The organism is Xylella taiwanensis (assembly GCF_013177435.1).
In the GTDB taxonomy this organism is placed as follows: Bacteria; Pseudomonadota; Gammaproteobacteria; order Xanthomonadales; family Xanthomonadaceae; genus Xylella; species Xylella taiwanensis.
In genome coordinates, this window is the sequence record NZ_CP053627.1 from 449,981 (window position 1) to 472,464 (window position 22,484).

The window sequence follows — 22,484 nt, forward strand, 5'->3', positions numbered from 1 at the left end:
TCACCAGGCCTGAGGATGCAATCAGGGACAGTGTTAGAGAAGACCGTAAGGTGTAAAGAACGAAGTTTGGTTCTTTACTGTTGTCGGTTGTTTACAAAGTTGGGGTTTTGAGGCGCAGAGGAACGGTAGATGCACTTCAGCCTGCATCTGGTGGGTCCGGGCAAGCAGCCGTGATACGGTCGCTGGGTGCACATTGAACAATCGGGCAGCATCCGCTGCCGTTTTCTGTCCAGTGCGGACCAAGTGCACGATTTCCAGTGCTTGAGGAGCTTTGAGCTTGGGGCGACGTCCACCAATACGCCCGTCTTTCCTTGCGGCATCCAGTCCGTGTTTTGTGCGCTCATGCAGTATGGCGCGCTCACATTCAGCAAACGCCCCTACCATTTGCATCATCATGCGCCCCGCCGGCGGGGTGGTATCGATCGTTTCGGTCAAACTCTGAAATCCCGTGCTGGCGTGCTGGATTTTGTCCATGAGTGTCAGCACATCTTTCAAGGAGCGCGACAGACGATCTAGTTTCCAGACCACCACTACATCACCTTTGTGTAGTTGACCCAACAGCTGGTGTAGTTCGGGCCGTTCCCATCGACCGCTGGAAGCTTTCTCCTGGAAGATGAGTTCGCATCCCGCTGAGGTGAGTGCACCGATCTGAGCGGCGGTGTCTTGATCCTTGGTGGAAACACGGGCGTAGCCGATACGTATGGCGGTCAGAGGTATTCTTGCCGGGCATGTACGACGTTGACGACTTCAATGGAGTCGACCACGACACGATAGATCACGATCTAGTTCGGGTGGGCCACGATCTCTCGTGTCCCTGGTACACGGCCAGGTCGGAACATGTAGGGATGTGCGGAGGCTAGTAACACGGACGCTTCAATGAGTACTTTCATGCGCCGCGCGGTAAGCGGATTTTCGTAAGCGATGAAACGTATCAACGAGGCCAAGTCATCGCGTGCGGATGTACGCCAGTGAAGCGGCAACGTCATGTTTGCTTACGATGCTGCTCGGCTTCAGCGATGATCGCATCCATCTCAGCCATCACTTGATCGTGTGGAACGCTTGGGCGCGAATCGTCCAGGCTTGCCTGGACCTTGGCGCGGAACCAACGGTCGTAGCTGGCCGCCTGTTCTTCGGTGGCGAACTCGGAAATGATCGGGTCGAGCGGCGTGGTTTTCATGACAATCACCTCGAAAATGTAACCGGCTAATTTATTGCAAAAACCTGTTGCCTATGGGGCATGCTATCCAATTGCGTTATGCAACGCGCAAGCCCTTTGCCGCCATCCGTCAGCCACCCTTGCATAAACGATCGTTTGTGCAAGGGCCATAGACCTAGCGTCCACACCATGCCCGTCTAATGCCTCACCGCTGAGCAACGGGTCGATGACGGCCGGTACGTAACCGGACCCACGGCGATAGATCTGGCCCGATATTTTCATCTGGACGATAACGACCGACAGTTTATCGCTGCCAAGCGTGGTGATCACAATCGACTGGGATTTGCTGTGCAGCTGACCAAGGTACGTTTCCTTGGCCGCTTCCTCGACGACACCACTCAGATTCCGGCCAGTGTGCTGATCGTACTGGCCAGGCAGCTCGCACTCGACGATCCGGCCCAGTGTATAGCGAACTATCATGATCAACGCCAACGACTACGGCACATCAAAGAAATGCGTACTCGCTACGGCTACGTCGAGATGACCGAGCGCCAAGTCGGATACCGTCTGACCCGTTGGCTTTATATGCTGTGCTGGACCGGCACTGACCGACCCAGCGTGCTGTTCGAGCGCGCAACTAGCTGGTTGACTCACGCATAAAGTGCTGCTCCCAGGTAGCAGTACCCTCGAGCGGTCTATTGCTCGCTTGCGTAACCGGATGGAAAAACGGCTCTGGCGATTACCTCGGTCGAGGTATCAGCCATGATCAGCAGCTCAGGCTGGAAAGCATGTGGGTGGTTCCTCCCTGTAGTCCCAGTTCGGAACTGGATCGCCTGCGTACCGGAGCAGTGATGATCAGCAGTCCATTGCTGGTCCACACCTTGCGACGCCGCCACTCGGTACGCGAGTTGGGTATTCAGCTGCCTGCGGCAGCGCGTATTCCAGCGACCCGAGTCGCTGCTCTTGCGCGATTCGCGGGTGCTGCAAAGTCAGTGCGATCTTGCGCTTGCTACAAGCGCGCCACGTGGCCACCTTGGCGGCATTGGCATATTGTCTGGAAGTCCACGGCGCAAGACGATGCCTTGGAAGTGTTGGAGGCGCTCCTGCGCGAGTTATACGGTGGTGCTATCAAGGGGTCAGCTCATGAAACGGAAAAAATCGTACGTTAAGCCTGTGGAGATGACGGAAATTTCGGCGGTTCCCGCTTAACAATGAGGCTGAAGTCGGTTCACTGTTCCACTGCTCCCCGAACCCCCACTGGAGAAGGTGCAGCGGGGTGAGCAGCCTGCAGACTTCAAGTCTATGCCTTCAATTGGCAATGGCGTTGAAGAGTGGCGAGTGTGGGACGACTCTGGCACTTATCGTGTTGTCTACACCGCAAGATTGGCCAATGCCGTTTATGTCTTACATGTTTTTCATAAAGAAGACACAAGTCACAAGCAAGCGCGACGTGAAGCTTGCCAAGAAGCGATACACCAAACTTATGAGAGGTGCCAAATGAGCGAGATTGAAACGTTCAACAGCGTATGGGATGCATTGGCAGACACACCGGAACAAGCGGCGAACCTTCGTGCCAGGGCTGAACTCATGCGGCAAATCGCAGCTGTCATTGAGGCAAACGACTGGAAGCAATCGCAAGCTGCAACGCATTGCGGTGTTACCCAACCACACATCAACGACTTACTGCGCGGTCGCATCTCGCGGTTTTCATTGGATGCCTTGGTGAACATCGCCACAGCCATCGGACGGCGTGTTCACGTGAAATTGGAAGCTGCATAACCGCATAGAAGAAAGGCCCGGAAGGGCCTTTATTGCGCTGTTGATTACTCACTGTTCGGCGGTCACTTCCCATCGCAGAGCGTCGATTTCTTTCCGCACCAGCACAAATTTGCCTTCGGCGGCGACGCCGAGATGCAGGCTTAAGTGCATCTACCGTTCCACTGCGCCTCAACCCCCCTTTCCCCAAGAAAGTGTTGTTTTCCGTATCAGTGAAAACGACGAAAATGTTCCATTGATTATTTTCGCTTCTCGAACGCCTTAGTTATTTCCTACCTCATGCGAACCCGACGCGGTTGACGTTCCTGCTGCTGCGTCTGTTGCTGGGCACGTGTTTGATGCTTCTCGATAGCCTTGCCAACAGCCGCACCCCCCTGACGTTCAACACCTTCGATGCCAAGTGAGCTTTTGGTGGCAAGATCGTTGCAGTCGGTGAAGCCTTTCGGATTGTCAGTTTGCTCAGGCAACGACTTCGAGATTGCCAGAATCAAATGCGGCGACTGTTCCATAACCCAAGGCCTGCGATAGCCCTCGCCGATGACGATCACGGGTGCTGCTGCAATAGCATCAAGGCCACCTATTGGATGAAAGCAACCCTCCTTGCGACTCCGCTTCGCAAACTGCTTAGTATCGTCCTCTTGGATGTATGGCATCGTCCATTGCTTACCATCCGAATCGATGCCCGGAGTGTAAGTTTTCTGGCCATCGCGGTCAGTGTACACACCCGTCTGTGGCGTGATGCCTTTAGCTTTGAGGTAGGGCGTCGGCACGATAACAGGCACAAGGTCGGCCATTTGCTTGACGACACGTTGCGCGGCACCTTACCAGTACGGTTGTTCTTGATATAGCCGGCCGGGTGCCCCTCAAGGTAAGCGACATAAAAACCAGCCTTCTCACCCTTCCTGTCTCCTTCGACCTCAATACGGTGCTTCTTAGCGTCCATGATGGGATGATCACCTCTCACGAGGCATCCCATGCTTCGTAACGTCTCCGCAAATTCTTCCTCCGGGGAAAGCGCCGGACGTTGCCGACTTGAGACTTCCGTGGCAATCCACGGCTTCAACTTGTCCAGATCAGCCCCAGGATTTGCGTACCAACATTTTGCCGCCTTATCCCAATCAACCGCATTTTCACCGTTCGGAAGCTTTCCAGCGATTTCCTTGACCGCATCTCGTTGCTCGAAAACAACCGCAAGCCAAGTCTTTTTAATTGCCAGATTCGTTGCCTTCGCTTCATGACTAGGTAACCATTGCTTGATCTTGTCGAGGTCAGCGCCCAACCTTGCATACCACCGCTTCTCTTGCTTGTCCCAATCAATAGCGCACTTTCCATCAGCTAGATTGCCTGCGGCGTGTTTCGCGGCTTCCTTCTGCTTGTACGGCAAATCGAGCCATACTTTTTCCGGTGTAATGTTGCCAGGCACGAGTTGCACCGACACGGCTTCTTGGGCTCGTATGGCGGTAGTGTACTCAGACGTTTTGCGCACCTCTTTTTTAGCGGCTAAAACATCCTTGTCGATGCTGTTTGTGTTCAGCACGCCTTGTTCTTGCTGCATCATCACTTCCTGATTCTGAGCAGTAGAACACTCGGCCCTGAGACTCGAAAAAGCAATCAACGCGTTGGCATTCACCGCACGTGTCGAGACGATTAATACGATGGACGCCTATCTTGGTTCTCTGCCGGGGCATGGTGTCGAGAATGTGCGTTGCCCGCTGCTGAATACAATGAATTTGGCCGATCTGCTACCGACCAGCACATTTGGACAGGTGAGAATCGCCCGCCATCGTCGCTTTTCCCTCCGAACGCTCCGCCCCTACTGCATGGTGTCACGAGCGGGAATTCTCACATGCGTATCAATTTGCATGTGTGTGATCTCGGCCACGCCATCATTTTCGGGCCAACCTGAACGGGCAAATCGACCAAGCTGGGCTTGGTGGCATTCCAGTGGCGTCGTTACCTAGGGGCGCGCATCTACGCCTTCGACAAGGGCCTGTCGATGTACCCGACATGTAAAGCCGGGCGTGGTCGGTACTTCAGCATCGCATCAAATGCCGACGAGCTGGCCTTCGCGCCGTTGTCGCGACTTGATACTCGCACGTATCGTGCATGGGCAATGGAATGGATTGACACGATCCTTGCTTTGAATGGCGCGATGACAACTCCTGCGCAGCGTAACGTGATTGCCGAGGCAATTCTGAGCATGCATGAGAGCAAATCGTGCTCAAAGACACTTGGCAAATCGATTGGCAAGAGACCGTGCGTGCGCGTGATGGCTCACTCAAGGAAGCGCCGTACATGATGCGTGTGCTCGTGACGATCTACCAAAACAAGGATACGGAAATGAAGTTGGAGCAGATGTTCAGCAACCCACATTTCGTTTTCGTCAAAGACTACAACTGGTCGAAGCAACTTTAAGCCTGGGGCCTTGCTATGAAAAAGACTCTTATTTCTGCTCTGATTCTCGGCTTGGTGCCGATGGCTGTAATCGCAGCCCCCGGCACTGACCCACTGGCTGATCAGTATTTTTCTAAAAATGAGCCGAAGTTGACACCGCAAGAAAAGGCGGTTGTTGCTATCGGTAAAAAATGGCAGGAAGGTCAGGACGTGCAATCGTTCCAAGGTTCTGATGGTTCGATTAACTGGCCGTACCTATCGGGTAAGCAATATCCGATCATGTGTGCTGTGCTGCAAGTCTGCGACATTGCTTTACAGTCTGGCGAAAACGTCAACCGCATGAACGTTGGTGATCCGCGCTATACAGTCGAGCCAGCTGTCACCGGCTCAGGTGCATCACAAGTACTGCATCTCATCTTGAAGCCGCTCGATGTGGGCCTCGATACGACGCTCGTACTAACCACGGATCGGCGCACGTATCATTTCCGACTGCGTTCGAGCCGCACGCAGCTCATGCCGTTTGTATCGTTCACGTACCCCGAGGACGCAATGGCAAAGTGGGACGCAATTAAAGCTCGCGAAACGAAGGTACGTCAGGACAATACCATTCCGCAGACCGGCGAATACCTGGGGAACCTCAACTTCGATGACACGCTGACTGGTTCGGCTCGTTGGAAGCCGGTTCGCGGTTACAACGATGGTCGCAAGACCATCATCGAAATGCCGTCCAAGATGCAACAAAGCGAAGCGCCGGCGCTGCTCGTTGTGCGTAAGGACGGAGGGCTGTTCACAGATGCGGAAACGCAGATGGTGAACTACCGTGTTCAAGACAACCGCTACATCGTAGACACGATCTTTGACAAGGCGATCCTCGTATCCGGCGTCGGTTCGAGCCAAGCCAAGGTGACGATCACGAGGGAGAACTAACCATGCGCAAGTTCATGATGAGCGCGGTCGTCATGGCCGTAATGGTAGGCATCGCCGGCTGTGCAACACAAGGTCCGTATGGCAACTATGCGGCGGCTTCGCTTGATGCCAATAAGATGATGGCCGATGCAACGGTGGCGCAGCTTGTGTCGCTGTATCCACCAGCGCATACGCAGTTCAACTTTCAACAGCCGACTACGGTGCGGCCCTGCTGACCTCCCTGCGTGGCAAGGGCTATTCCGTCTTGGAGTACAGCCCGCAGCCGCAGGTTGCTCCTGCCAAATTTGCGGCGACCGCAGCGACTGCTAATGGACTCGCCACAGCCACCTCAGAGTCAGGCTTCCCCCTTAGTGACGTGGTTGATTCCCCTGAGTCAATGAGTCTGTACCGCATCACGGTTCATGTTGGTGTGCAGTCGATCAGTCGGGCATTCGTGATCGCGCGAGGAAATACTTGCCCAGATTGCGAACGTGCGCCGGCAAATGGACGCAAACGCAGCAAGCGGGGATCCGACAAGTTCCTATCAAGCACAGTTGGCCAGGATTCGCGCGGACCTCGGTGGTGGCGACTCGGACAGTAGCCCGCAACTCTTGCAGGTCTCAGCATCGTCCAGCAGTAAGGATGTGTCACAGTTTGCGAACAATGGGCAGGGCGATCGGTGGAAGTTCGACCAAGAGATACAAGCCCCGCGTTCTAACTTCGAGATTCGTGCCGGCGGCGTCATTCCCGGCGTAATGATTAGCGGCGTGAACTCTGATTTGCCTGGACAAATCATGGGCCAAGTGGCCCAGGACGTGTATGACACGGCAACGGGAAAATATCTGCTCATTCCGCAAGGCACGCGCCTAGTCGGCACGTACAACAGTAACGTCGCATATGGGCAAGGTGCGATCCTCATTGCATGGCAACGTCTCGTGTTTCCCGATGGTAAGGCACTGGACATTAGTGCGATGCCCGGTGCCGACAATGCTGGCTACGCTGGTTTCCGCGATCAGGTTAACAATCATTACGCACGCATCTTCGGGTCTGCACTGCTCATGTCAGGCGTGACGGCCGCTGCGTCGTATGCGACGGACCGAAACAGAAACAACAGTGGCGTCTACAGCCAGCCAACCGCTAGTAGTGAGTTGAGCCAGGCACTCGGTCAGCCGCTCGGCAACGTGACGGCACAGATGATCTCAAAGAATCTGAACATCGCTCCGACTCTCGCAATTCGCCCAGGCTATCGCTTCAACATCATCATTGTGAAGGACCTCAATTTCACGAAGCCGTACAAGTCCTTTGATTACTGACGCCAAGGAGACATGACCATGAAAACGTTCTTGAAAAACGTGTTAACTATCAAAGTCGCTGGTCTAGCGGTCGTTCTGCTCGCGGGTATCTCGCCGCCGATACAAGCCAGTATGCCGGTTATCGACAGTAGTAATCTGGCGCAAAATATCGTCAGCGCCGTGCAACAAGTTGCGGCTGTCGAGAAGCAAATTCAGCAGTACCAGACGCAGTTACAACAGTATCAAAACATGCTGCAAAACACCGTTGCACCGGCCACTTACATTTGGGATCAAGCGAGCCAGGTGATGAACAAGCTTATGGCGGCGCAAGACACCTTGAGCTACTACAAAAAACAGGTGGGCGGCATTGATTCGTATCTGTCGCGTTATCAGGACGTGGGTTATTACCGCACTTTGCCGTGCTTCACGGCTGCGGGTTGCCCGTCGTCGCAGTTGCAAGTCATACAGGACGCGCAGGCTAACAACGCGGAAGCCGTGAAACGCGCGAACGATGCCTTGCTAAAAAGCCTCGATCAGCAGCAACAGACGCTCACGAGCGATGCCGCGACGCTCCAAAAACTGCAATCCCAGGCAATGAGCGCGCAAGGGCAAATGCAGGCGTTACAGGCAGGTCATCAACTAGCCAGCGTCCAAATCAACCAGCTCTTGCAAATCAGGGGCATGTTGGCCGCACAGGCCACAGCAGCCGCCACGAGCGCATCCAATGATGCAGATAAAGCAGCACTGACAGCCGCTGCTGCTGAGGCATTCCGTTCGGGCAGCTTCACTAAAAGTGTGGTTCGAAAATGGTAACTCCAGGGGGATATTCATGAAACGAGTTATAGCGATTGGCTGTGTATATTTAGGCTGCCTCCTGCTTGCCTCCTGCGGCAAGCCAGTGCATTCCGTCGATTACTACATGCAACACGAGGATGAGCGAAATGCCATGCTCGAAAAGTGCAAGACCGACCCAGACCTCGTAACGCGAGATGGGAACTGCCGCAGCGCCGCCGATGCGCAGCTGAGGTCGGGTAATTTCACTAAAAGCCCGATTCGAAAATGGTAACTTCAGGGGGATATTCATGAAGAAGCTCCCTGTAATGCCAGTGCTGGCATTGGTGCTATTGCTGTTTGCTGTGCAGGCGCATGCGCAAACTTCAGTGGATAGCGCTGGCTTGATGGATAACATTCTCGACCATTTCTACCAGGTCGCTAATACCTGGTCAGCCAAGATGGTCAGCTACGCGAGCTGGCTGTTTTGGAGTCTCGTGCTATTGAGCATGGTTTGGACGTACGGGATGATGGCCTTGCGCAAGGCCGACATTCAGGAGTTCCTTGCCGAGACGATTCGGTTCCTGGCAGTAACTTGCTTCTTCTGGTGGATTCTAATCAATGGTCCGGGTATCGCAACTTCGATTATCAATTCGTTGCGGCAGATCGCCGCCAATGCCACCGGCTTGGATAACGCGCTCTCACCGTCCGGCATTGTCGATATTGGTTTTGACATTGCCTCGAATGTCTTTAAAAAGTCCTCGGTTTGGTCGCCAGTCGACTCTTTCCCCGGCATTATCATCTTGGCCGTGATTCTTGTTGTGCTAGCTTTGGTCAGTGTAAACATGCTTCTGCTGTTGGTGTCGAGTTGGATCCTATCCTACGGAGCGGTTTTCCTACTCGGCTTCGGCGGCGGCCGGTGGACCTCCGACATTGCGATCAGTTACTACAAGACGGTGCTCGGCATCGGTATGCAGCTCTTCGCAATGATCTTGATCATCGGCATCGGTAATTCGTTCATCGACCAGTATTACGCAACTATGTCGAAAGGCACGATCACGATGAATGGACTTCTGGTCATGCTCGTGGTGTCCATCATCCTGCTCGTGTTGGTAAATAAGGTTCCTCCGATGTTTGCCAGTATCGTAGGCGGTGGCGGCTCTACGGCAGGCATTGGCAATTTCGGTACGGGTGCTGCCCTCGGCGCTGCGGCCACTGCCGGCGCTGCCATCATGGCTGGTGCATCAAGCGCGGCAGGCGGGGCGTCAGCTATCAAGGCCGCATTCCAGTCGGCCCAGCAGAACATGGCGAGCGGTAGCGGCATGTTCTCGGGCAGTTCAGGCGGTGGCTCTGGTTCAGGTGGCAATTCTAGCGGTGCATCGTCCGGTGGCAGCAGCGGGTTCATATCGGCGATGGGTACAACAGGGCGCTTTGCTGCTGACATGGGAGCGAATCTCGCCAAGGGTGCGGGCCAAGTCGCTAAAGACAAGGTTGGGAGCATGGTTGCATCCGCTAAAGAGCGGATCGCAGACACTACTGGCGGCAAGGTTGCATCCGCAATCCGCAACAACATGGGTGCATCTGGAACAGACGCCGGCAACGTCGATACCGGCAGCACGCAGACAGGATCTAACGGGGTGTCCGGGCAATACACCTTCGGAGGTGACAGCCTAGCAGGTGCAACGCAGGGCGGTTCTGAGACGGCCATGAATGATGAGGTGGCTGCGTTCGTAAACAAAGATCAGCCAAAGTCATTGTAATAATGCAAAGCTGGTCGTTCTAAAATGAGCCTTTGATGAGGAAATTTACGCTCGTAGCCTTCCTGTCTTTTATCGCACTTGCGGGATGCAGCCAGGAGAAGGACAAATGTATCAAAGACGCGACTGTGGAAGGTTGCCCGCACTACGACGGCAATATTAAGCACTCGCCAGCAAAAAGCTGGTCATTCAATGACGCCTCCGTATCGGAATCACAAAAGCCGACTGAAGGCTCTGCATCGGAATCAAAAGGGAAATAAAATGCCCTTCCTTGATCTGCCACCGCAAATACAAGAGCGCGTCGTCTGCTCGATTACGGCTGCCGTCAAGTACGAGGTTCCGGCGAACATTGTGCTAGCAGTGGCCGAGCAAGAAGCTGGCAAGCCTGGCCAATGGGTCAAGAACACAAACGGCACACAGGATGTGGGACCGATGCAGTTCAACACGGCTTACTTAGCCGAATTACGCCAGTATGGGATCACGGCGCAAGACGTAGCACAAGGTGGGTGCTATTCCTATGATCTGGCCGCGTGGCGCTTGCGCGGTCACTTGCGCAGCGACCAGGGTGATATTTGGACGCGAGCGGCGAATTACCATTCACGCACGCCGCAGTACAACGCAGTCTATCGCACCTCTCTCATCAAGCGAGCCAGAACGTGGGAAAACTGGCTCGTCGCCCGCTTTCCCACGTTCGATGCCACGCAATCTGGCAAAACACCAGCACCTCCCATAGCAACTCCTACCCAGCCTGTGCAGGTCGGCAATGCCTCAATACCAGTCCGGCACTACAACGCGGCAGCGGCAGCAGCTCTGGAAGCTACATTTAGACGCGAGTCACAAAATAATTTAATCTTCGCTAAGAGTTTTTAAAAGTATTTATTAGAGGTTGTAAGCCGGAACCGCCGAAATTTCCGTCAGCCAATCAAACTGGCTTGTCTTGCGCCTGATTGATGCGTTCCTGCATCGCCTGCATGACTTCTTCATGAAAGTCGAGAGTGTGTCGCCCATCTCGGCCTGCAGATCCGCAATGAACCGTTCGGCATCGAGCGGCAGATTCAGTGCCCGGTAGTAGTCCTTCCGATTCAGATCGAAGTCGGCTGGCAGATCATCGTCGGGGTTGCGGTAACGGTTCGCGCCAACCACCCAGACTTCCTTGCAGCGCAGCCGCTCGCGTAGCGCTTCCAGCGCGGCAATTTCATAGGTGACGCGATTAACCCTATCCCGGCCAACGGCATCCTTTTCCATCACAGCTTCGCGCCATAGGCCGCGTACCACGCCATCGAGCGGCACGTCTTCATCGGGCGGGAAGGTGTGCACCTTGGTGTCGACGAAGCGCTTCACCAAGTCGAGCGCATCCATCACAGGGCGGTGACGGTCGTTATTGGAGCGGAATTGCAACGCGGCCAGGAGGGTCGGCACCATGCGGCGGTAGTGGCCCTGGTACGAATTGCGGATCACCGTGCGTAGCGTGGTACGGTAGGTTGGGCCGGTGGCTTTCCACTCCTTGACAAGATCGCGCAACTTTTGCTCATCGACCACCGGGAACACCACGTCGCGTACTACGCCGTCCGGCTGAGTCAGCGTGGCATCGGCCAAGTTGAACAGCAGGTTCTGCTTGCCGGAAACGCGCTTGAGGTCTTCCAGCAACTCCCGCTCGACCTTACGCTCGGCCCGCGCGCCGATCTGGTGAATAGTTTCGATTAGCAAGTCCACCAAGTCGTCGGTCAGACTGCGGGCGCGCAGGTAGACAAAGGCGGCCAGCCAAGTAATCCGTGCGACATCAGGATGTCGGCGCAAGCCGCGGGGCACTTCAACTGATACACGCTGCCGACAGCGTTCCAGATCACGCGGCGAAGTGCCGTCGAACAAGTCGGCGGGCAGCTCGATGCCCCGGATCAGTTCTAGCTTCGCCAACTCGTCCTGCATGCTGGCAAGGCTGGGCCGGCCGGGACTGCCGCGCAGCTTCAGCAGCACGGCCGGTGCGCTGCCTATGGCCTCTTCATGGGCATCAGCGCCACTCTCCTCGTTGCCGGCTTTCTCGGGACGCAGCAAGGAATCCAGGCGCTCGTGGGTAACAGGCGACAACTGTTCAAAGACGTTTTCGATCAGGCGTCCGAGTTCGCGTTGGTAGCCGGGCCAGAACCAGGCGGGGCCAAGATCGAAACGGTCAACGGGGCTTGCTTGCGCTGCTCCGTGGGAAACGACCTGTCCCGAGGCGTCGGCAGAGGCGATACGCCCACCAGGTGCCTCCCGTGCTTCCAGCACCACGTAATCGGTCACGCCCTGGCGTGCCAGCAGATAGGCTGCGTACAGGCCGCTCAAGCCAGCGCCGACGATGACGATGCGTGCGGTATGCAGACTCATGCCGCTACCGCCACATCGGACAAATGGCCCGTCTTGAGGTACACAGTGGCACCTTGATCGCCAGCACGAGGCACAGCAGGTTCACCTGCCGGCAGTCGCAGCCAACTGCCTTGCTCGTAGCGCGTCCCCTCCAGCATCACGGTGCCTGATACGACCAGAATTTCCGCGCCGTCTTGCGACGCTTCGAGAATATTTGCGCCAGCAGCCAGGCGCTGCAGGCTGACCTGCTCGCCTTCAGTCGCGAACAACGGGCACACCTCACGCGCACCCTCGCGGCGCCAATTGGCCAAGTCTCGCGTGTCAATGCGGACGCTGCGCGTCTCGTTATCCGGCATCTGCTGGAGCTTGACGAAAATGACTGCGCCCTCGGCACTGGAGGGCTGATGGCTGGAGCCGGGCGGGTTGCGCAGATACCAGCCTGCCGGGTAATGCCGGTCTCCTTCGGAGAAGGTTCCTGACAGCACCAGGATTTCCTCGCCACCCGGATGCGGGTGCGCGGGAAAGTAGGATTCGGGTGCATACCGCACGATGCTGGTGGCACGGGCCTTCTCCGCGCCCACGCGATCCAGCATCACCCGCTCGACGCCTCCCTGGGGCGAGGCGACCCATTGGTAATTGCCGGATGTCACGATGGCGCGGCGGGTGAAATCAGCATTGATCAGCATGATGTTTATCCAAACGGGGACAGCGGCATGGCTCGTCCAGGCGATGGCAGCCATCCCCGGTCAATACGGCTTACTTGGCGGGCAGTTGCTGGTAGGCCTCGACAACACGTGCCGAGTAGGTCAGCGCAGCACCCGCGTTCAACGCGATGGCAACACCCAGGGCTTCGGTGATTTCTTCGAAGGTGGCGCCGTGTTCGACGGCCTTCTTGGTGTGCACGGAGATGCAGCCGTCGCAGCGGGTGGTGATGGCTACTGCCAGTGCGATCAACTCGTGCATCTTGGGTTCCAGATGGCCGGTCTTGACGGCTGCGTTGTCGATCGTCATCAGGCCGCGCATCACGTCCGGGCTTTGTTTGGCGTAGTCGCCCACGCGCTCCAGCAGGGAGTCGCGATAAGCATTCCAGTCTTGCATCATGGTTGTTCTCTAATAACAGGTTAAAGCCGGACGTAGGCACGCCCCGGCTGTGGTTTCAGTAGGAAGCCCCCGCCATCGGCGTACCGATGGCGGGAGGCGCTACAGACAGCGATCAGTCAGCGAAAGTGGTGATGACGTCCACCGGCCGCACCAGGGTGTCGCGCAAGGTGGAGGCTTGCTCGACGGCGGCAATCATCGCCTGCAGTTGCTCATGGCTGGCGTTGGGCGACTTGGCGTGTACCTTCACGCGCACCTGATTGACGCCAGGCGGCACGCTTGGGTCCACATCGGCTTCCAGTTCCAGGCGCACACCCTCCAACGCGATCCCTCGTTGGGCGGCGATCATCGCGATGCCGACCGTGTAGCAAGAGGCCAGCGCCTGCAGCAAATACTCGACGGAGTTGGGGCCAGCATCGGTGCCCAAAGGAACCGGCTCGTCGCTGACCAAGGTGAAACGTCCCGCACGGGCTTCGTCACGCTGGCCGCCCATCACGGCTGCACCCGTGGTCGCGGTCAACTTGCTGCCGCCGTTCCACGTGCCATTCAATGACAGCGTGAACTTGGTGGCTTCACGGTTTGCGCGGCCTGCCTTGCCGGCTTCCGCCAGGACGTTCAGATCGACGCCGTTGAGCGAGGTGGTTGTCATCCGTTGCTCCTTACGCGACGCTGTAGATGCGCACGTCCGGCGCAGCGTCGAGCAGCGGCCAGGCCACCGACGACATCGGTGGTGAAGAGATCGCTTTGCAGGTAGGCGTTTGCGTTCTCCACGGTGTCAAAGCCGTGCTGCACCTGCACGTCTTCGTCGCGCACCAGGAGTTCCTTGGACTGGGCGCCCTTGATGGTGTCGAGGAACGGCGCCTTGTATTTCTGATAGACACCGGCGGCAGCCGCACGATTGGCGTTGGCGATCTTGAGGGTGATTTGCAGATAGACCATGTTGATTTCCTTTCCAGGTTGATAAAAACAGGGCAGGCACCGTCAAAGCGCCTGCATGCGACACATCAGTTGCGGCCAGCCATCACGCCGCCATCGACATCCCAAACGGCGCCAGTGACCCAGCCCGCCTTGTCTGACAGCAGGAAGGCGACCACTTCCGCCACATCCTGCGGCGTGCCCACGCGGCCGATCGGGTGAAAGCTGTTGAACCCTTGCAGCGCGCTGTGGACTTCGGCCTTGGGAATGAAGCCTTCGTAGATCGGGGTCTGCACCACGGCAGGCGACACAGCGTTGACACGGATGTTCTTACCGGCCAGTTCCATGGCCAGATGCTGGGTCAGGGAATGCAGGCCGGCCTTGGCCATGGAGTACGCCGAGGACGGCGTGGCCGCGATGGCCTGCTTGCCCCACATCGAACCGATGTTCACGATCGCGCCCGGACGGTTCTTGGCAACCAGATTGGCGGCGACCTTCTGCGTGATGAAGAACGTGGCTTTGTTCAGTTGCATGTACTGGTCGTAGTCCGCGCCCGAATGCTCCAGGAACGGTTTGGGGAAGAACACTCCAGCGGCATTGACCAGCAGGTCGATATCCGCGTGCTGCTCGTCCAAGGTCTTGATCAGCGAAGCCACGGCCTCGTCATTGGTCAGGTCTGCGGTCAGTGCCCAGACTTGACCCAGCGCAGCAAGCTCCTTGCGCGCTTCTTCGGTCTTCTCCGGGCGGTTGCCCACGATGACGACGCTGCCGCCGTCGGCCAGCACGGTGCGTGCGATCTGCATGCCCATGCCGCTGGTGCCGCCGACAACCAGCAGCTTCTTGCCCTTGAATTGATTGCTCATCTTGAAATCCTCTCTGTTGGCCCGCCGCTCGGCAGGGGATGAATAGAAGAAAAACTGTTGATTCCGAAGGTGGCAGCATTGCCGCACCTTCCAGCTCCGTATGAATTTTTCTCTGGAATAAGCGTTATTGTTCTCCTGTTCCCAAAGCAAGACAAACCATATAAAGTGTCAGTCATTGAAAGAAAAACTTTATCGAAATGAAGTCACCCGTCCACCTGAATGCCTTGCGCGCCTTCGAGGCCAGCGTCCGCCACCAGAGCTTTTCTGCGGCGGCGGCCGAACTCAACGTCACGCCAGCAGCGGTAGGCCAACTCGTGCGCTCGCTGGAAGACTGGCTGGGAACGCCGCTCTTCGTGCGGGGCAGCAGCGGCCGCGTGCGGCTCGTTCCCACAGAGGCCGCTGAGCGGGCACTGCCCGATATCCGCGCCGGGTTTGATCGGCTAACCCTGGGGATGGAGAGACTTCAGGAGGGTGCGACAAACGGCGTGCTGACCGTGGCCGTCAGCCCAGCCTTCGCAGCGAAATGGCTATTACCCCGCATCGACCGCTTCCAGGCCGTCTGCGCCGACACGGATGTGCGCTTGGACACCAACCTCAAACCCGTGGATTTCGTAGCTCAGCGGGTTGATATCGGGGTGCGATATGGTGCCGGCCAATGGCCGGGGTTGACCGCCGAGAAGCTGATGGACGAAGAGGTTTATCCGGTGTGCTCGCCCCAATTGCTGCGTGAGCACTGGCGCTTGCAAAAGCCTGCGGACCTGGCCCAGGAAACCCTGATCCACGATTTGTCCATGGACCGACACACAGTGTTCCCGAGCTGGGAGGCTTGGATGCAGAAAGCCGGTGTGACAGATGCCATTACCCAACGAGGCATGCAGATCAACAATTCTGCTGCGGTCCTACAGGCGGCGATCGAGGGGCATGGCGTAGCGCTGGCGCGCAGTGTTATGGCTCGTGACGACTTGGCAAGCGGACGTCTGGTAAGACTGTTTCCAGACATCAACTTTGCTTCTGCACTGGCGTACTACGTTGTGTATCGACCGGAATGTGCGAGCTTGCGCAAACTGACTACCTTTCGGGATTGGTTGCTAGCAGAAGCCGCCCATTCGGGGTAGAACGAGCAGTCGTGTCACCAGCCGCCATTACTCTTTGAGCCGGTCAACCAGTCGTGTTATCAGGTCCATGCGCTCATGGAAAATAGCCACGATCAGAGCAGGCGCTCCCTCACGCGGCAAACAGAAGACGTAATGATGTTCGTACCGCCCCATCCGTAGAGCCGGAAAAAGCGCACTCATGTCTTTGAACACCCCCCGGCCATCGGCGAGACTGGCGATACCCTGTTCCAACGTAGCAATGTAGCGGCGCACCTGCGCATCGCCCCATTGCTTGCGGGTGTAGCGGACGATGCCGCGCAGATCGGATTCTGCCGCCGCAGTGAGAACGTAGCGGATCAAGCCCTGCCTTCGGTCAGTTCTTCATTGAGAATTTCGCTGATGCTCTTGGCAGACACATTGCCGGCAAGTCCCTCGTGGATACGTGTGCCGAGCAGGGTTTTCAGTTCCTCCCATGCCTGATTGGCATCAGCGTCGCCGGGAAACAGCTTTTCCAGCGCATATTGCTTGATGGTCTTGCCCTGCAAGGCAGCCAGCGCTTTCAGGCTTTGGTGCTGCCGGTTTGTTATGTCTATGGTCAGGCGACTCATGGGATAACATCCACAATTATACATCCCCACATTAGCGCATATGTGCTAATGGAGCAAGCAGTTGTACATGGCAGTATTGGTGCAGGCTGTCGTAAAACACTTGTTTTCCGTCATATCTGCAACAGTCGTATGCACCCACCTCCTAGCGGCCCAAAAATTGTTCGGAAAACTCTGTCGCCATGCGTCATCATACGGAAACCTATTTTTGATGGTTATCCGCCTATGTTGGTTGGCTACATGCGCGTGTCGTCGGACTCCGACCGGCAGAGTACGGACTTGCAGCGCGATGCGCTGCTCGCTGTCGGCGTCGATGTCCGGCACCTATTCGAGGATCGCGCTTCTGGTGCGAAGGATGACCGTGCCGGTTTGGTGCGGGCACTCGAATTCGTCCGGCCCGGCGACGTGCTGGTGGTGTGGAAGCTCGACCGGCTCGGCCGCTCGCTGTCGCATCTGCTTGCCATCGTGACCTCGCTCAAGGACAAACGGGTGGCGTTCCGTTCGTTGACGGAAAACTTGGATACCACGACACCCTCGGGTGAATTCCTGTTCCAGGTGTTCGGCGCGCTCGCGCAGTATGAACGCGCCTTGATCCAGGAGCGCGTCGTCGCCGGCCTGGCCACCGCACGTAAACGCGGCCGGATCGGTGGCCGGCCGCAGGCGATCACTGGCGAGAAGTTGGACGCCATCATCGCCGCGCTGGATGGCGGCATGTCCAAGGCGGCGGTATGCCGCAACTTCGGCGTCAAGCGAACCACGCTGATCGAGACCCTGGCACGGGTCAGTTGGACAGGCTCTCGTGGAGCGTCATCGCAATGACGGCCAAGAGCGAACGATTGACCGTCCTGTCGGACGCCGAGCAGGAAGCCTTGTACGGGTTGCCGGATTTCGACGACACCCAAAGGGTGGAATACCTTGCGCTGACCGAAGCCGAACTGGCGCTCGCCAGCGGCCGGCCCAGCCTCACCGCCCAGGTCTATTGCGTCTTGCACATCGGCTACTTCAAGGCCAAGCACGCCTTCTTCCGCTTCGACTGGAACGAGGTCGAAGACGATTGCGTCTTCGTGCTGAGCCGTTATTTCCACGGCGAGCCGTTCCAGCGCAAGCCGATCACCAAGCACGAGCATTACGCCCAGCGTGAGCGGATCGCGGAGTTGTTCGGCTACCGGCCGTGGGGGGCCGACTTCATGCCGCAGCTTGTCGCGCTGGCGGCGCAAATCGTGCGGCGCGACGTGACGCCTGGGTTCGTCGCCGCCGAGCTGATCGTCTGGCTCAACGAACACAAAATCATCCGGCCGGGCTATACCACCCTGCAAGAGCTGGTCAGTGAAGCCCTGTCCGTCGAACGTCGGCGGCTGGGCGGGCCTGCTGGCGGAAGTGCTGGACAAACCAGCTAAGGCCGCACTGGGCCAGCTCCTGGTGCGTGATGACACCCTGTCGCAACTGGCAGCGCTCAAGCAAGACGCCAAGGATTTCGGCTGGCGTCAGATGGCCCGCGAGCGAGAGAAGCGCGCCACGTTGGAGCCGCTTCATGGGATCGCCAAGGCGCTGCTGCCCAAGCTCGGCGTCTCACATCAGAACCTGCTGTACTACGCCAGCATGGCGAACTTCTACACCATCCACGACCTGCGCAATCTGAAAGCCGATCAGACGCACCTCTACCTGCTGTGCTATGCCTGGGTACGCTACCGGCAACTCTCCGACAACCTGGTCGATGCGATGGCCTACCACATGAAGCAATTGGAGGAGGAAAGCAGCGCAGACGCAAAGCAGTCCTTTGCTGCCGAACAGACACGCCGTCAGCAAAATACGCCGCAGCAGGTCGGCCGCCTGCTGTCGCTCTACATCGACGACAGCGTGCCCGATCCCACGCCGTTCGGCGATGTTCGCCAGCGCGCTTACAAGATCATGCCGCGCGACACGCTGCAAACCACGGTACAGCGGATGAGCGAGAAGCCGGTGAGCAAACTGGCGCTGCACTGGCAGGCAGTGGACGGCCTGGCCGAGCGTATCCGCCGCCATCTTCGGCCGCTACACGTTGCGCTCGACCTGGCTGGCACCGACCCGAACAGCCCGTGGCTGGCGGCGCTGACCTGGGCCAAGGGCGTGTTCGCCAAGCAGCAGCAAATGAAGGATGGCATCTATTGATAGGTTTTTGTTTTACGGAGGTTGGATCTCGCAGTGCGGCGTATAATGAATTTCGCCGGCTGGCTGCGCGAGGATGTGTGCCTTATACACTGCAAACACAATTCATTAAGGAGCGTTACTATGGCCGACAATAAAGTCATCTTCGTTGCCTTCGCCATCGAAGATGAGAACATCCGCAACATGATCAAGGGGCAGTCTTTGCGTACCGACTCGCCCTTTGAGTACATAGATATGTCTGTCAAAGAGGCTTACGAAGAAGAGTGGAAAAAGAAGGTGCGAACTCGCATCCTTCGCTCCGATGGCGTCCTTGTCATCGTCAGCAAAAACTCCCTCAACTCCAGTGGGCAGCAGTGGGAGATTCAATGCGCCAAGGAAGAGAAGAAAAAAATTCGTGGCATCTGGGCCTATAAGGAAGATCGCACCGACCTCGCCGGTGTGGATACGATGGTCTGGACTTGGGACAACATCGCTGCCTGGATTAATAGCCTTTAATGCGTAAAGCACTTGTAGTCGGCATCAACAGCTACGCCAACGTTTCACCACTCTATGGTTGCGTGAACGATGCGTTAGCGGTTAATACCATGCTTAGTCGGCACGCCGATGGGTCAGTGAATTTCGGTGTTAAGTGTTTAACCGCCACTGGATCAAGCGGTTCGGTTGGGAGAGATGAGCTTCGAAAGGCCATCGCAAGCCTTTTCGATGGTGATGGTGAAGTTTCACTCTTCTACTTTGCCGGGCACGGTCACATCGAAGCGACGGGTGGCTACCTTTGCTCTTCTGACGTCAAGACCGGAAACGACGGCGTGCCGTTGGCCGAAATCATGACGATGGCCAACCAATCGAAGATTCAGAACCGCTTGATCATTCTCGATAGCTGTTACAGCGGTGTCACAGGAGGAAGCCCGTTGCAGCAGAAGGTAGCCGAGATCAGCGATGGAGTGACCATCCTCACTGCCTCAACAGCAGAACAGTATGCAACTGAAGAAAATAGGGCTGGGGTCTTTACCAGCTTGTTAATCGATGCGCTTGGCGGCGCTGCCGCAAACCTCGTCGGAGATGTGACGCCAGGCGGTGTCTATGCACATGTAGACCAGTCGCTCGGGCCATGGGCGCAACGACCTGTTTTTAAGACCAACGTTAAACGTTTCGTTTCCTTGCGGAAAGTACAACCTCCCTTGGAACCTGCGGAACTTCGCCGGATTTCAGAGTTTTTCCCGGCCCCTGGATTTCAGTTCCAGCTTGACCCGACGTATGAGCCAGAGCGGTATGAGACCTGGGCCACAGACCCCAAAAGCGTTCCAGCTCCAGACCCTGACCACAACGCGATCTTCAAAATCCTACAGAATTACAACCGCGTAGGGCTTGTTATGCCTGAAGGTGCTCCGCACATGTGGCATGCTGCAATGGAGAGCAAAACCATTCGTCTCACGGCTCTCGGTGAGTACTACCGACTGCTCGCAGTAAAGAACCTAATATAGGGGCTGGGGGTAGTTGAAGATCGGCCGCGTTATTGCGGTTGCAATTACCCGAACAGAAATTCAGAGATTCGACTCGTTGTGCTTGACATGAAGCGAATCGCAGTGCGTGAAGCGGTAGGCCGCTTCCGCACCGCGAACCCGCGCGTCTTCGGCTCGGTGCTTCATGGAACCGACCGTGATGGCAGCGATATCGATCTGTTGGTTGATGCGCTCGCTCGAATTCGTCCACCCTGGCGACGTGCTGGTCGTGTGGAAACTAGACCGGCTCGGCCGCTCGCTGTCGCACCTGCTGGCCATCGTAACTTCGCTCAAAGACAAACGGGTGGCCTTCCGCTCGCTGACGGAAAACCTGGACACCACGACGCCATCGGGGGAATTTCTGTTCCAGGTATTTGGTGCGCTCGCGCAATACGAGCGCGCGTTGATCCAGGAGCGCGTCGTCGCTGGCCTGGTTGCTGCCCGCAAACGTGGTCGGATCGGCGGACGGCCACAAGCAGTCACTGGTGAGAAGCTGGACACCATCGTAGCCGCGCTTGATGGTGGCATGTCCAAAGCGGCAGTATGCCGCAACTTCGGCGTCAAGCGAACCACGCTGATCGAGACCCTGGTACGGGTCGGTTGGATGGGTTGCCGTGGAGCGTCATAGCGATGACAACTAAGAGCGAACGATCCCCCACCATTTGGCGATGTGCGCCAGTGCGCCTACAAGATCATGCCCCACGATACGCTCCAAACCAGCGCACAACGTATGAGCGTGAAGCCGGTGAATTACTAATGATGACCAAGGGACTTAACTAGCTAAGTCTCTCGGTCATAGGGTTTAACTGCATTCAATGCTTAGGCGGGCTGCTTCGATCAGAACATCAATTGGTTTCCCGAGCAGAATCTCCGCTGTTTCAGCCGTGATGGGACGATCATCGGTTTGGTAGCCGTTTTCATCAATCTTTTCGAGACCCAGCATAGATGAATCAACCCATCCAAAGGGCGACTCTGGAATTCGGTTCCACTGATCCTCCCATTCGGCTTTTGTTTCCCATCCAGCACCACCAAGTGTCAATTTCCTACCCCATGCGAACCCGACGCGGTTGACGTTCCTGCTTCCATTCACGTTGTTGTTCCTGTTGCTGAGCACGTGTTTGATGCTTCTCGATAGCCTTGCCAACAGCCGCACGCACCTGGCGTTCAACACCTTCGATGCCAAGTACGCTTTTGGTGGCAAGATCGTTGAAGTCGGTGAAACTTTTCGGATTGTCCGTTTGTTCACCGGGAGCGAAAATCGGAAAGAACGCCGTACCACCCACAGCAAGCGCTGCTTCTTTGGCCTTGGTCTTGCCGGGATTATTCTGTAAGGACTGATCATCGTCACCGGCAATCACGATGGGCTTGTTCGGGAAAATTTTGTGCAACGCCTTGGCAACGACTTCGAGGTTGCCAGCATCAAATGCGGCAACTGTCCCATAACCCAGGGCCTGCGACACCTGCGCGGCGGTGGCATAGCCCTCGCCGATGACGATCACGGGTGCTGCTGCAATAGCATCAAGGCCACCTATTGGATGAAAGCAACCCTCCTTGCGACTCCGCTTCGCAAACTGCTTAGTATCGTCCTCTTGGATGTATGGCATCGTCCATTGCTTACCATCCGAATCGATGCCCGGAATGTAAGTTTTCTGGCCATATCACTGTTTTATAAAGTGGTAATACCGTGAATGGACTCAGCAATACCCAGATGCTTCAAGGGATGTTCCATAACGGCGACCCTATTCGGGGGAGCGATTCTGCCGCAGCTATCTACTCTCTGCAGCGCCCGGATCTGATGCACACCGCCATGTCAGATGTTTGATGCAACACGATATTGTTGGGTTTCATCAAGGATTTCACAGGCATGTAT

Annotated in this window: 27 protein-coding genes and 8 pseudogenes; 21 read left to right on the top strand and 14 right to left on the bottom strand. The window is 56.7% G+C overall.

The features are described 5' to 3' along the window. Nucleotides 1–33: 33 nt before the first annotated feature. The 3 genes from PLS229_RS01730 to relB form a co-directional block, all read right to left on the bottom strand. Nucleotides 34–717: a recombinase family protein gene (locus tag PLS229_RS01730; protein WP_325065063.1), complete on the bottom strand. Its 684-nt coding sequence runs from the start codon at nucleotides 715–717 to the stop codon at nucleotides 34–36. Nucleotides 718–782: 65 nt separating this feature from the next. Beyond that, the gene (locus tag PLS229_RS01735) at nucleotides 783–986 is read right to left on the bottom strand and encodes a type II toxin-antitoxin system RelE/ParE family toxin (protein ID WP_200866186.1); all 204 of its coding nucleotides are present in this window, start codon (nucleotides 984–986) and stop codon (nucleotides 783–785) included. Next, nucleotides 983–1,177: a type II toxin-antitoxin system RelB family antitoxin gene (relB, locus tag PLS229_RS01740; RefSeq protein ID WP_038270756.1), complete on the bottom strand. Its 195-nt coding sequence runs from the start codon at nucleotides 1,175–1,177 to the stop codon at nucleotides 983–985. The genes PLS229_RS01735 and relB overlap by 4 nt, the downstream gene beginning before the upstream one ends. A 243-nt stretch (nucleotides 1,178–1,420) precedes the next feature. On the opposite strand from relB, the gene PLS229_RS01745 reads away from it, so the two are divergent. The 4 genes and pseudogenes from PLS229_RS01745 (at nucleotide 1,421) to PLS229_RS01760 (ending at nucleotide 2,935) form a co-directional block, all read left to right on the top strand. Next, entirely contained in the window at nucleotides 1,421–1,816 is a 396-nt protein-coding gene (locus PLS229_RS01745) for a DUF4158 domain-containing protein (protein ID WP_230428271.1), read from the top strand. Between the two features lie 128 nt (nucleotides 1,817–1,944). Beyond that, entirely contained in the window at nucleotides 1,945–2,325 is a 381-nt protein-coding gene (locus PLS229_RS01750; RefSeq protein ID WP_038270750.1) for a hypothetical protein, read from the top strand. A gap of 133 nt (nucleotides 2,326–2,458) precedes the next feature. Then, nucleotides 2,459–2,527: pseudogene (locus tag PLS229_RS12090) on the top strand (type II toxin-antitoxin system RelE/ParE family toxin); the annotation flags it as partial. Nucleotides 2,528–2,653: 126 nt separating this feature from the next. Further along, nucleotides 2,654–2,935, top strand: a complete 282-nt coding sequence (locus tag PLS229_RS01760; protein ID WP_038270748.1) for a helix-turn-helix domain-containing protein — start codon at nucleotides 2,654–2,656, stop codon at nucleotides 2,933–2,935. A 269-nt stretch (nucleotides 2,936–3,204) separates the two neighbouring features. Here PLS229_RS01760 and PLS229_RS12095 read toward each other — a convergent pair. Next, nucleotides 3,205–4,448: pseudogene (locus PLS229_RS12095) on the bottom strand (DUF5710 domain-containing protein); the annotation flags it as partial. Between the two features lie 707 nt (nucleotides 4,449–5,155). Between PLS229_RS12095 and PLS229_RS12640 the strand changes: the two are divergent. The 10 genes and pseudogenes from PLS229_RS12640 to PLS229_RS01815 form a co-directional block, all read left to right on the top strand. Next, nucleotides 5,156–5,347, top strand: a pseudogene (locus tag PLS229_RS12640) (VirB8/TrbF family protein); the annotation flags it as partial. 15 nt (nucleotides 5,348–5,362) lie between these two features. Beyond that, nucleotides 5,363–6,253 (top strand): P-type conjugative transfer protein TrbG, encoded by an 891-nt coding sequence (trbG, locus tag PLS229_RS01780; protein ID WP_038270744.1) that lies wholly within the window; start codon nucleotides 5,363–5,365, stop codon nucleotides 6,251–6,253. Between the two features lie 2 nt (nucleotides 6,254–6,255). Then, nucleotides 6,256–6,468, top strand: coding sequence for a hypothetical protein (locus PLS229_RS12645; protein WP_230439323.1), 213 nt, complete (start codon nucleotides 6,256–6,258; stop codon nucleotides 6,466–6,468). Nucleotides 6,469–6,473: 5 nt separating this feature from the next. Continuing rightward, nucleotides 6,474–6,647: pseudogene (locus PLS229_RS12650) on the top strand (conjugal transfer protein TrbH); the annotation flags it as partial. A 43-nt stretch (nucleotides 6,648–6,690) separates the two neighbouring features. After that, nucleotides 6,691–7,545: pseudogene (locus PLS229_RS01790) on the top strand (TrbI/VirB10 family protein); the annotation flags it as partial. A gap of 18 nt (nucleotides 7,546–7,563) precedes the next feature. Further along, nucleotides 7,564–8,337, top strand: coding sequence for a P-type conjugative transfer protein TrbJ (trbJ, locus tag PLS229_RS01795; RefSeq protein WP_038270743.1), 774 nt, complete (start codon nucleotides 7,564–7,566; stop codon nucleotides 8,335–8,337). Nucleotides 8,338–8,353: 16 nt separating this feature from the next. Beyond that, nucleotides 8,354–8,590 (top strand): EexN family lipoprotein, encoded by a 237-nt coding sequence (locus tag PLS229_RS01800; protein ID WP_081755410.1) that lies wholly within the window; start codon nucleotides 8,354–8,356, stop codon nucleotides 8,588–8,590. 16 nt (nucleotides 8,591–8,606) lie between these two features. Beyond that, nucleotides 8,607–10,055, top strand: coding sequence for a P-type conjugative transfer protein TrbL (gene trbL, locus PLS229_RS01805; protein WP_230428155.1), 1,449 nt, complete (start codon nucleotides 8,607–8,609; stop codon nucleotides 10,053–10,055). Between the two features lie 35 nt (nucleotides 10,056–10,090). Continuing rightward, nucleotides 10,091–10,312: a hypothetical protein gene (locus PLS229_RS01810; protein WP_038270739.1), complete on the top strand. Its 222-nt coding sequence runs from the start codon at nucleotides 10,091–10,093 to the stop codon at nucleotides 10,310–10,312. 1 nt (nucleotide 10,313) lies between these two features. Next, nucleotides 10,314–10,922, top strand: coding sequence for a transglycosylase SLT domain-containing protein (locus tag PLS229_RS01815; RefSeq protein WP_038270737.1), 609 nt, complete (start codon nucleotides 10,314–10,316; stop codon nucleotides 10,920–10,922). A 9-nt stretch (nucleotides 10,923–10,931) separates the two neighbouring features. Here the strand turns inward: PLS229_RS01815 and PLS229_RS01820 are convergent, their stop codons facing one another. The 6 genes from PLS229_RS01820 to PLS229_RS01850 all read right to left on the bottom strand — a co-directional run bounded on the left by PLS229_RS01820 (nucleotide 10,932) and on the right by PLS229_RS01850 (nucleotide 15,271). Next, on the bottom strand, nucleotides 10,932–12,416 hold the full coding sequence (locus PLS229_RS01820; protein WP_081755409.1) for an FAD-dependent oxidoreductase: 1,485 nt from the start codon (nucleotides 12,414–12,416) through the stop codon (nucleotides 10,932–10,934). Beyond that, a complete protein-coding gene (locus PLS229_RS01830) occupies nucleotides 12,413–13,135 on the bottom strand; it encodes a cupin domain-containing protein (protein WP_230428156.1) in 723 nt (240 codons plus the stop codon). Before PLS229_RS01830 ends, PLS229_RS01820 begins: the two co-directional genes overlap by 4 nt. Before the next feature lie 16 nt (nucleotides 13,136–13,151). Beyond that, entirely contained in the window at nucleotides 13,152–13,493 is a 342-nt protein-coding gene (locus PLS229_RS01835) for a carboxymuconolactone decarboxylase family protein (RefSeq protein WP_200866190.1), read from the bottom strand. 115 nt (nucleotides 13,494–13,608) lie between these two features. Continuing rightward, complete coding sequence (locus tag PLS229_RS01840; RefSeq protein ID WP_038270735.1) at nucleotides 13,609–14,142, bottom strand: OsmC family protein; 534 nt, start codon at nucleotides 14,140–14,142, stop codon at nucleotides 13,609–13,611. Continuing rightward, nucleotides 14,139–14,432, bottom strand: a complete 294-nt coding sequence (locus PLS229_RS01845; RefSeq protein WP_200866185.1) for a hypothetical protein — start codon at nucleotides 14,430–14,432, stop codon at nucleotides 14,139–14,141. The genes PLS229_RS01840 and PLS229_RS01845 overlap by 4 nt, the downstream gene beginning before the upstream one ends. Before the next feature lie 65 nt (nucleotides 14,433–14,497). Further along, nucleotides 14,498–15,271, bottom strand: coding sequence for an SDR family NAD(P)-dependent oxidoreductase (locus PLS229_RS01850; RefSeq protein WP_038270733.1), 774 nt, complete (start codon nucleotides 15,269–15,271; stop codon nucleotides 14,498–14,500). Nucleotides 15,272–15,468: 197 nt separating this feature from the next. Here PLS229_RS01850 and gcvA point away from each other — a divergent pair, with 197 nt between their 5' ends. Next, nucleotides 15,469–16,386 carry a transcriptional regulator GcvA gene (gene gcvA, locus PLS229_RS01855; RefSeq protein WP_038270732.1) on the top strand — a complete coding sequence of 306 codons (918 nt, stop codon included), beginning with the start codon at nucleotides 15,469–15,471 and terminating at the stop codon, nucleotides 16,384–16,386. 27 nt (nucleotides 16,387–16,413) lie between these two features. Here gcvA and PLS229_RS01860 read toward each other — a convergent pair whose 3' ends face one another. Next, nucleotides 16,414–16,725 carry a type II toxin-antitoxin system RelE/ParE family toxin gene (locus PLS229_RS01860; RefSeq protein WP_038270731.1) on the bottom strand — a complete coding sequence of 104 codons (312 nt, stop codon included), beginning with the start codon at nucleotides 16,723–16,725 and terminating at the stop codon, nucleotides 16,414–16,416. Then, nucleotides 16,722–16,973: an antitoxin gene (locus PLS229_RS01865; protein WP_038270730.1), complete on the bottom strand. Its 252-nt coding sequence runs from the start codon at nucleotides 16,971–16,973 to the stop codon at nucleotides 16,722–16,724. The genes PLS229_RS01860 and PLS229_RS01865 overlap by 4 nt, the downstream gene beginning before the upstream one ends. 222 nt (nucleotides 16,974–17,195) lie before the next feature. Between PLS229_RS01865 and PLS229_RS01870 the strand changes: the two genes are divergently transcribed. The 6 genes and pseudogenes from PLS229_RS01870 to PLS229_RS01895 all read left to right on the top strand — a co-directional run bounded on the left by PLS229_RS01870 (nucleotide 17,196) and on the right by PLS229_RS01895 (nucleotide 21,242). Next, complete coding sequence (locus PLS229_RS01870) at nucleotides 17,196–17,789, top strand: recombinase family protein (RefSeq protein ID WP_038270729.1); 594 nt, start codon at nucleotides 17,196–17,198, stop codon at nucleotides 17,787–17,789. Further along, nucleotides 17,786–19,100, top strand: a pseudogene (locus PLS229_RS01875) (DUF4158 domain-containing protein); the annotation flags it as partial. The gene PLS229_RS01870 and the pseudogene PLS229_RS01875, both read left to right, overlap by 4 nt. Before the next feature lie 138 nt (nucleotides 19,101–19,238). Further along, nucleotides 19,239–19,610, top strand: a complete 372-nt coding sequence (locus tag PLS229_RS01880; RefSeq protein ID WP_038270728.1) for a TIR domain-containing protein — start codon at nucleotides 19,239–19,241, stop codon at nucleotides 19,608–19,610. Beyond that, complete coding sequence (locus PLS229_RS01885) at nucleotides 19,610–20,596, top strand: caspase family protein (protein WP_038270726.1); 987 nt, start codon at nucleotides 19,610–19,612, stop codon at nucleotides 20,594–20,596. Before PLS229_RS01880 ends, PLS229_RS01885 begins: the two co-directional genes overlap by 1 nt. Before the next feature lie 87 nt (nucleotides 20,597–20,683). Next, a pseudogene (locus PLS229_RS01890) lies at nucleotides 20,684–20,809 on the top strand (nucleotidyltransferase domain-containing protein); the annotation flags it as partial. Next, entirely contained in the window at nucleotides 20,775–21,242 is a 468-nt protein-coding gene (locus PLS229_RS01895; RefSeq protein WP_230428272.1) for a recombinase family protein, read from the top strand. The pseudogene PLS229_RS01890 and the gene PLS229_RS01895, both read left to right, overlap by 35 nt. 174 nt (nucleotides 21,243–21,416) lie before the next feature. Here PLS229_RS01895 and PLS229_RS01900 read toward each other — a convergent pair whose 3' ends face one another. Both PLS229_RS01900 and PLS229_RS01905 read right to left on the bottom strand, forming a co-directional pair. Then, nucleotides 21,417–21,653 (bottom strand): hypothetical protein, encoded by a 237-nt coding sequence (locus PLS229_RS01900; protein WP_152536590.1) that lies wholly within the window; start codon nucleotides 21,651–21,653, stop codon nucleotides 21,417–21,419. Nucleotides 21,654–21,657: 4 nt separating this feature from the next. After that, nucleotides 21,658–22,269: pseudogene (locus PLS229_RS01905) on the bottom strand (toprim domain-containing protein); the annotation flags it as partial. Nucleotides 22,270–22,484: the final 215 nt, after the last annotated feature.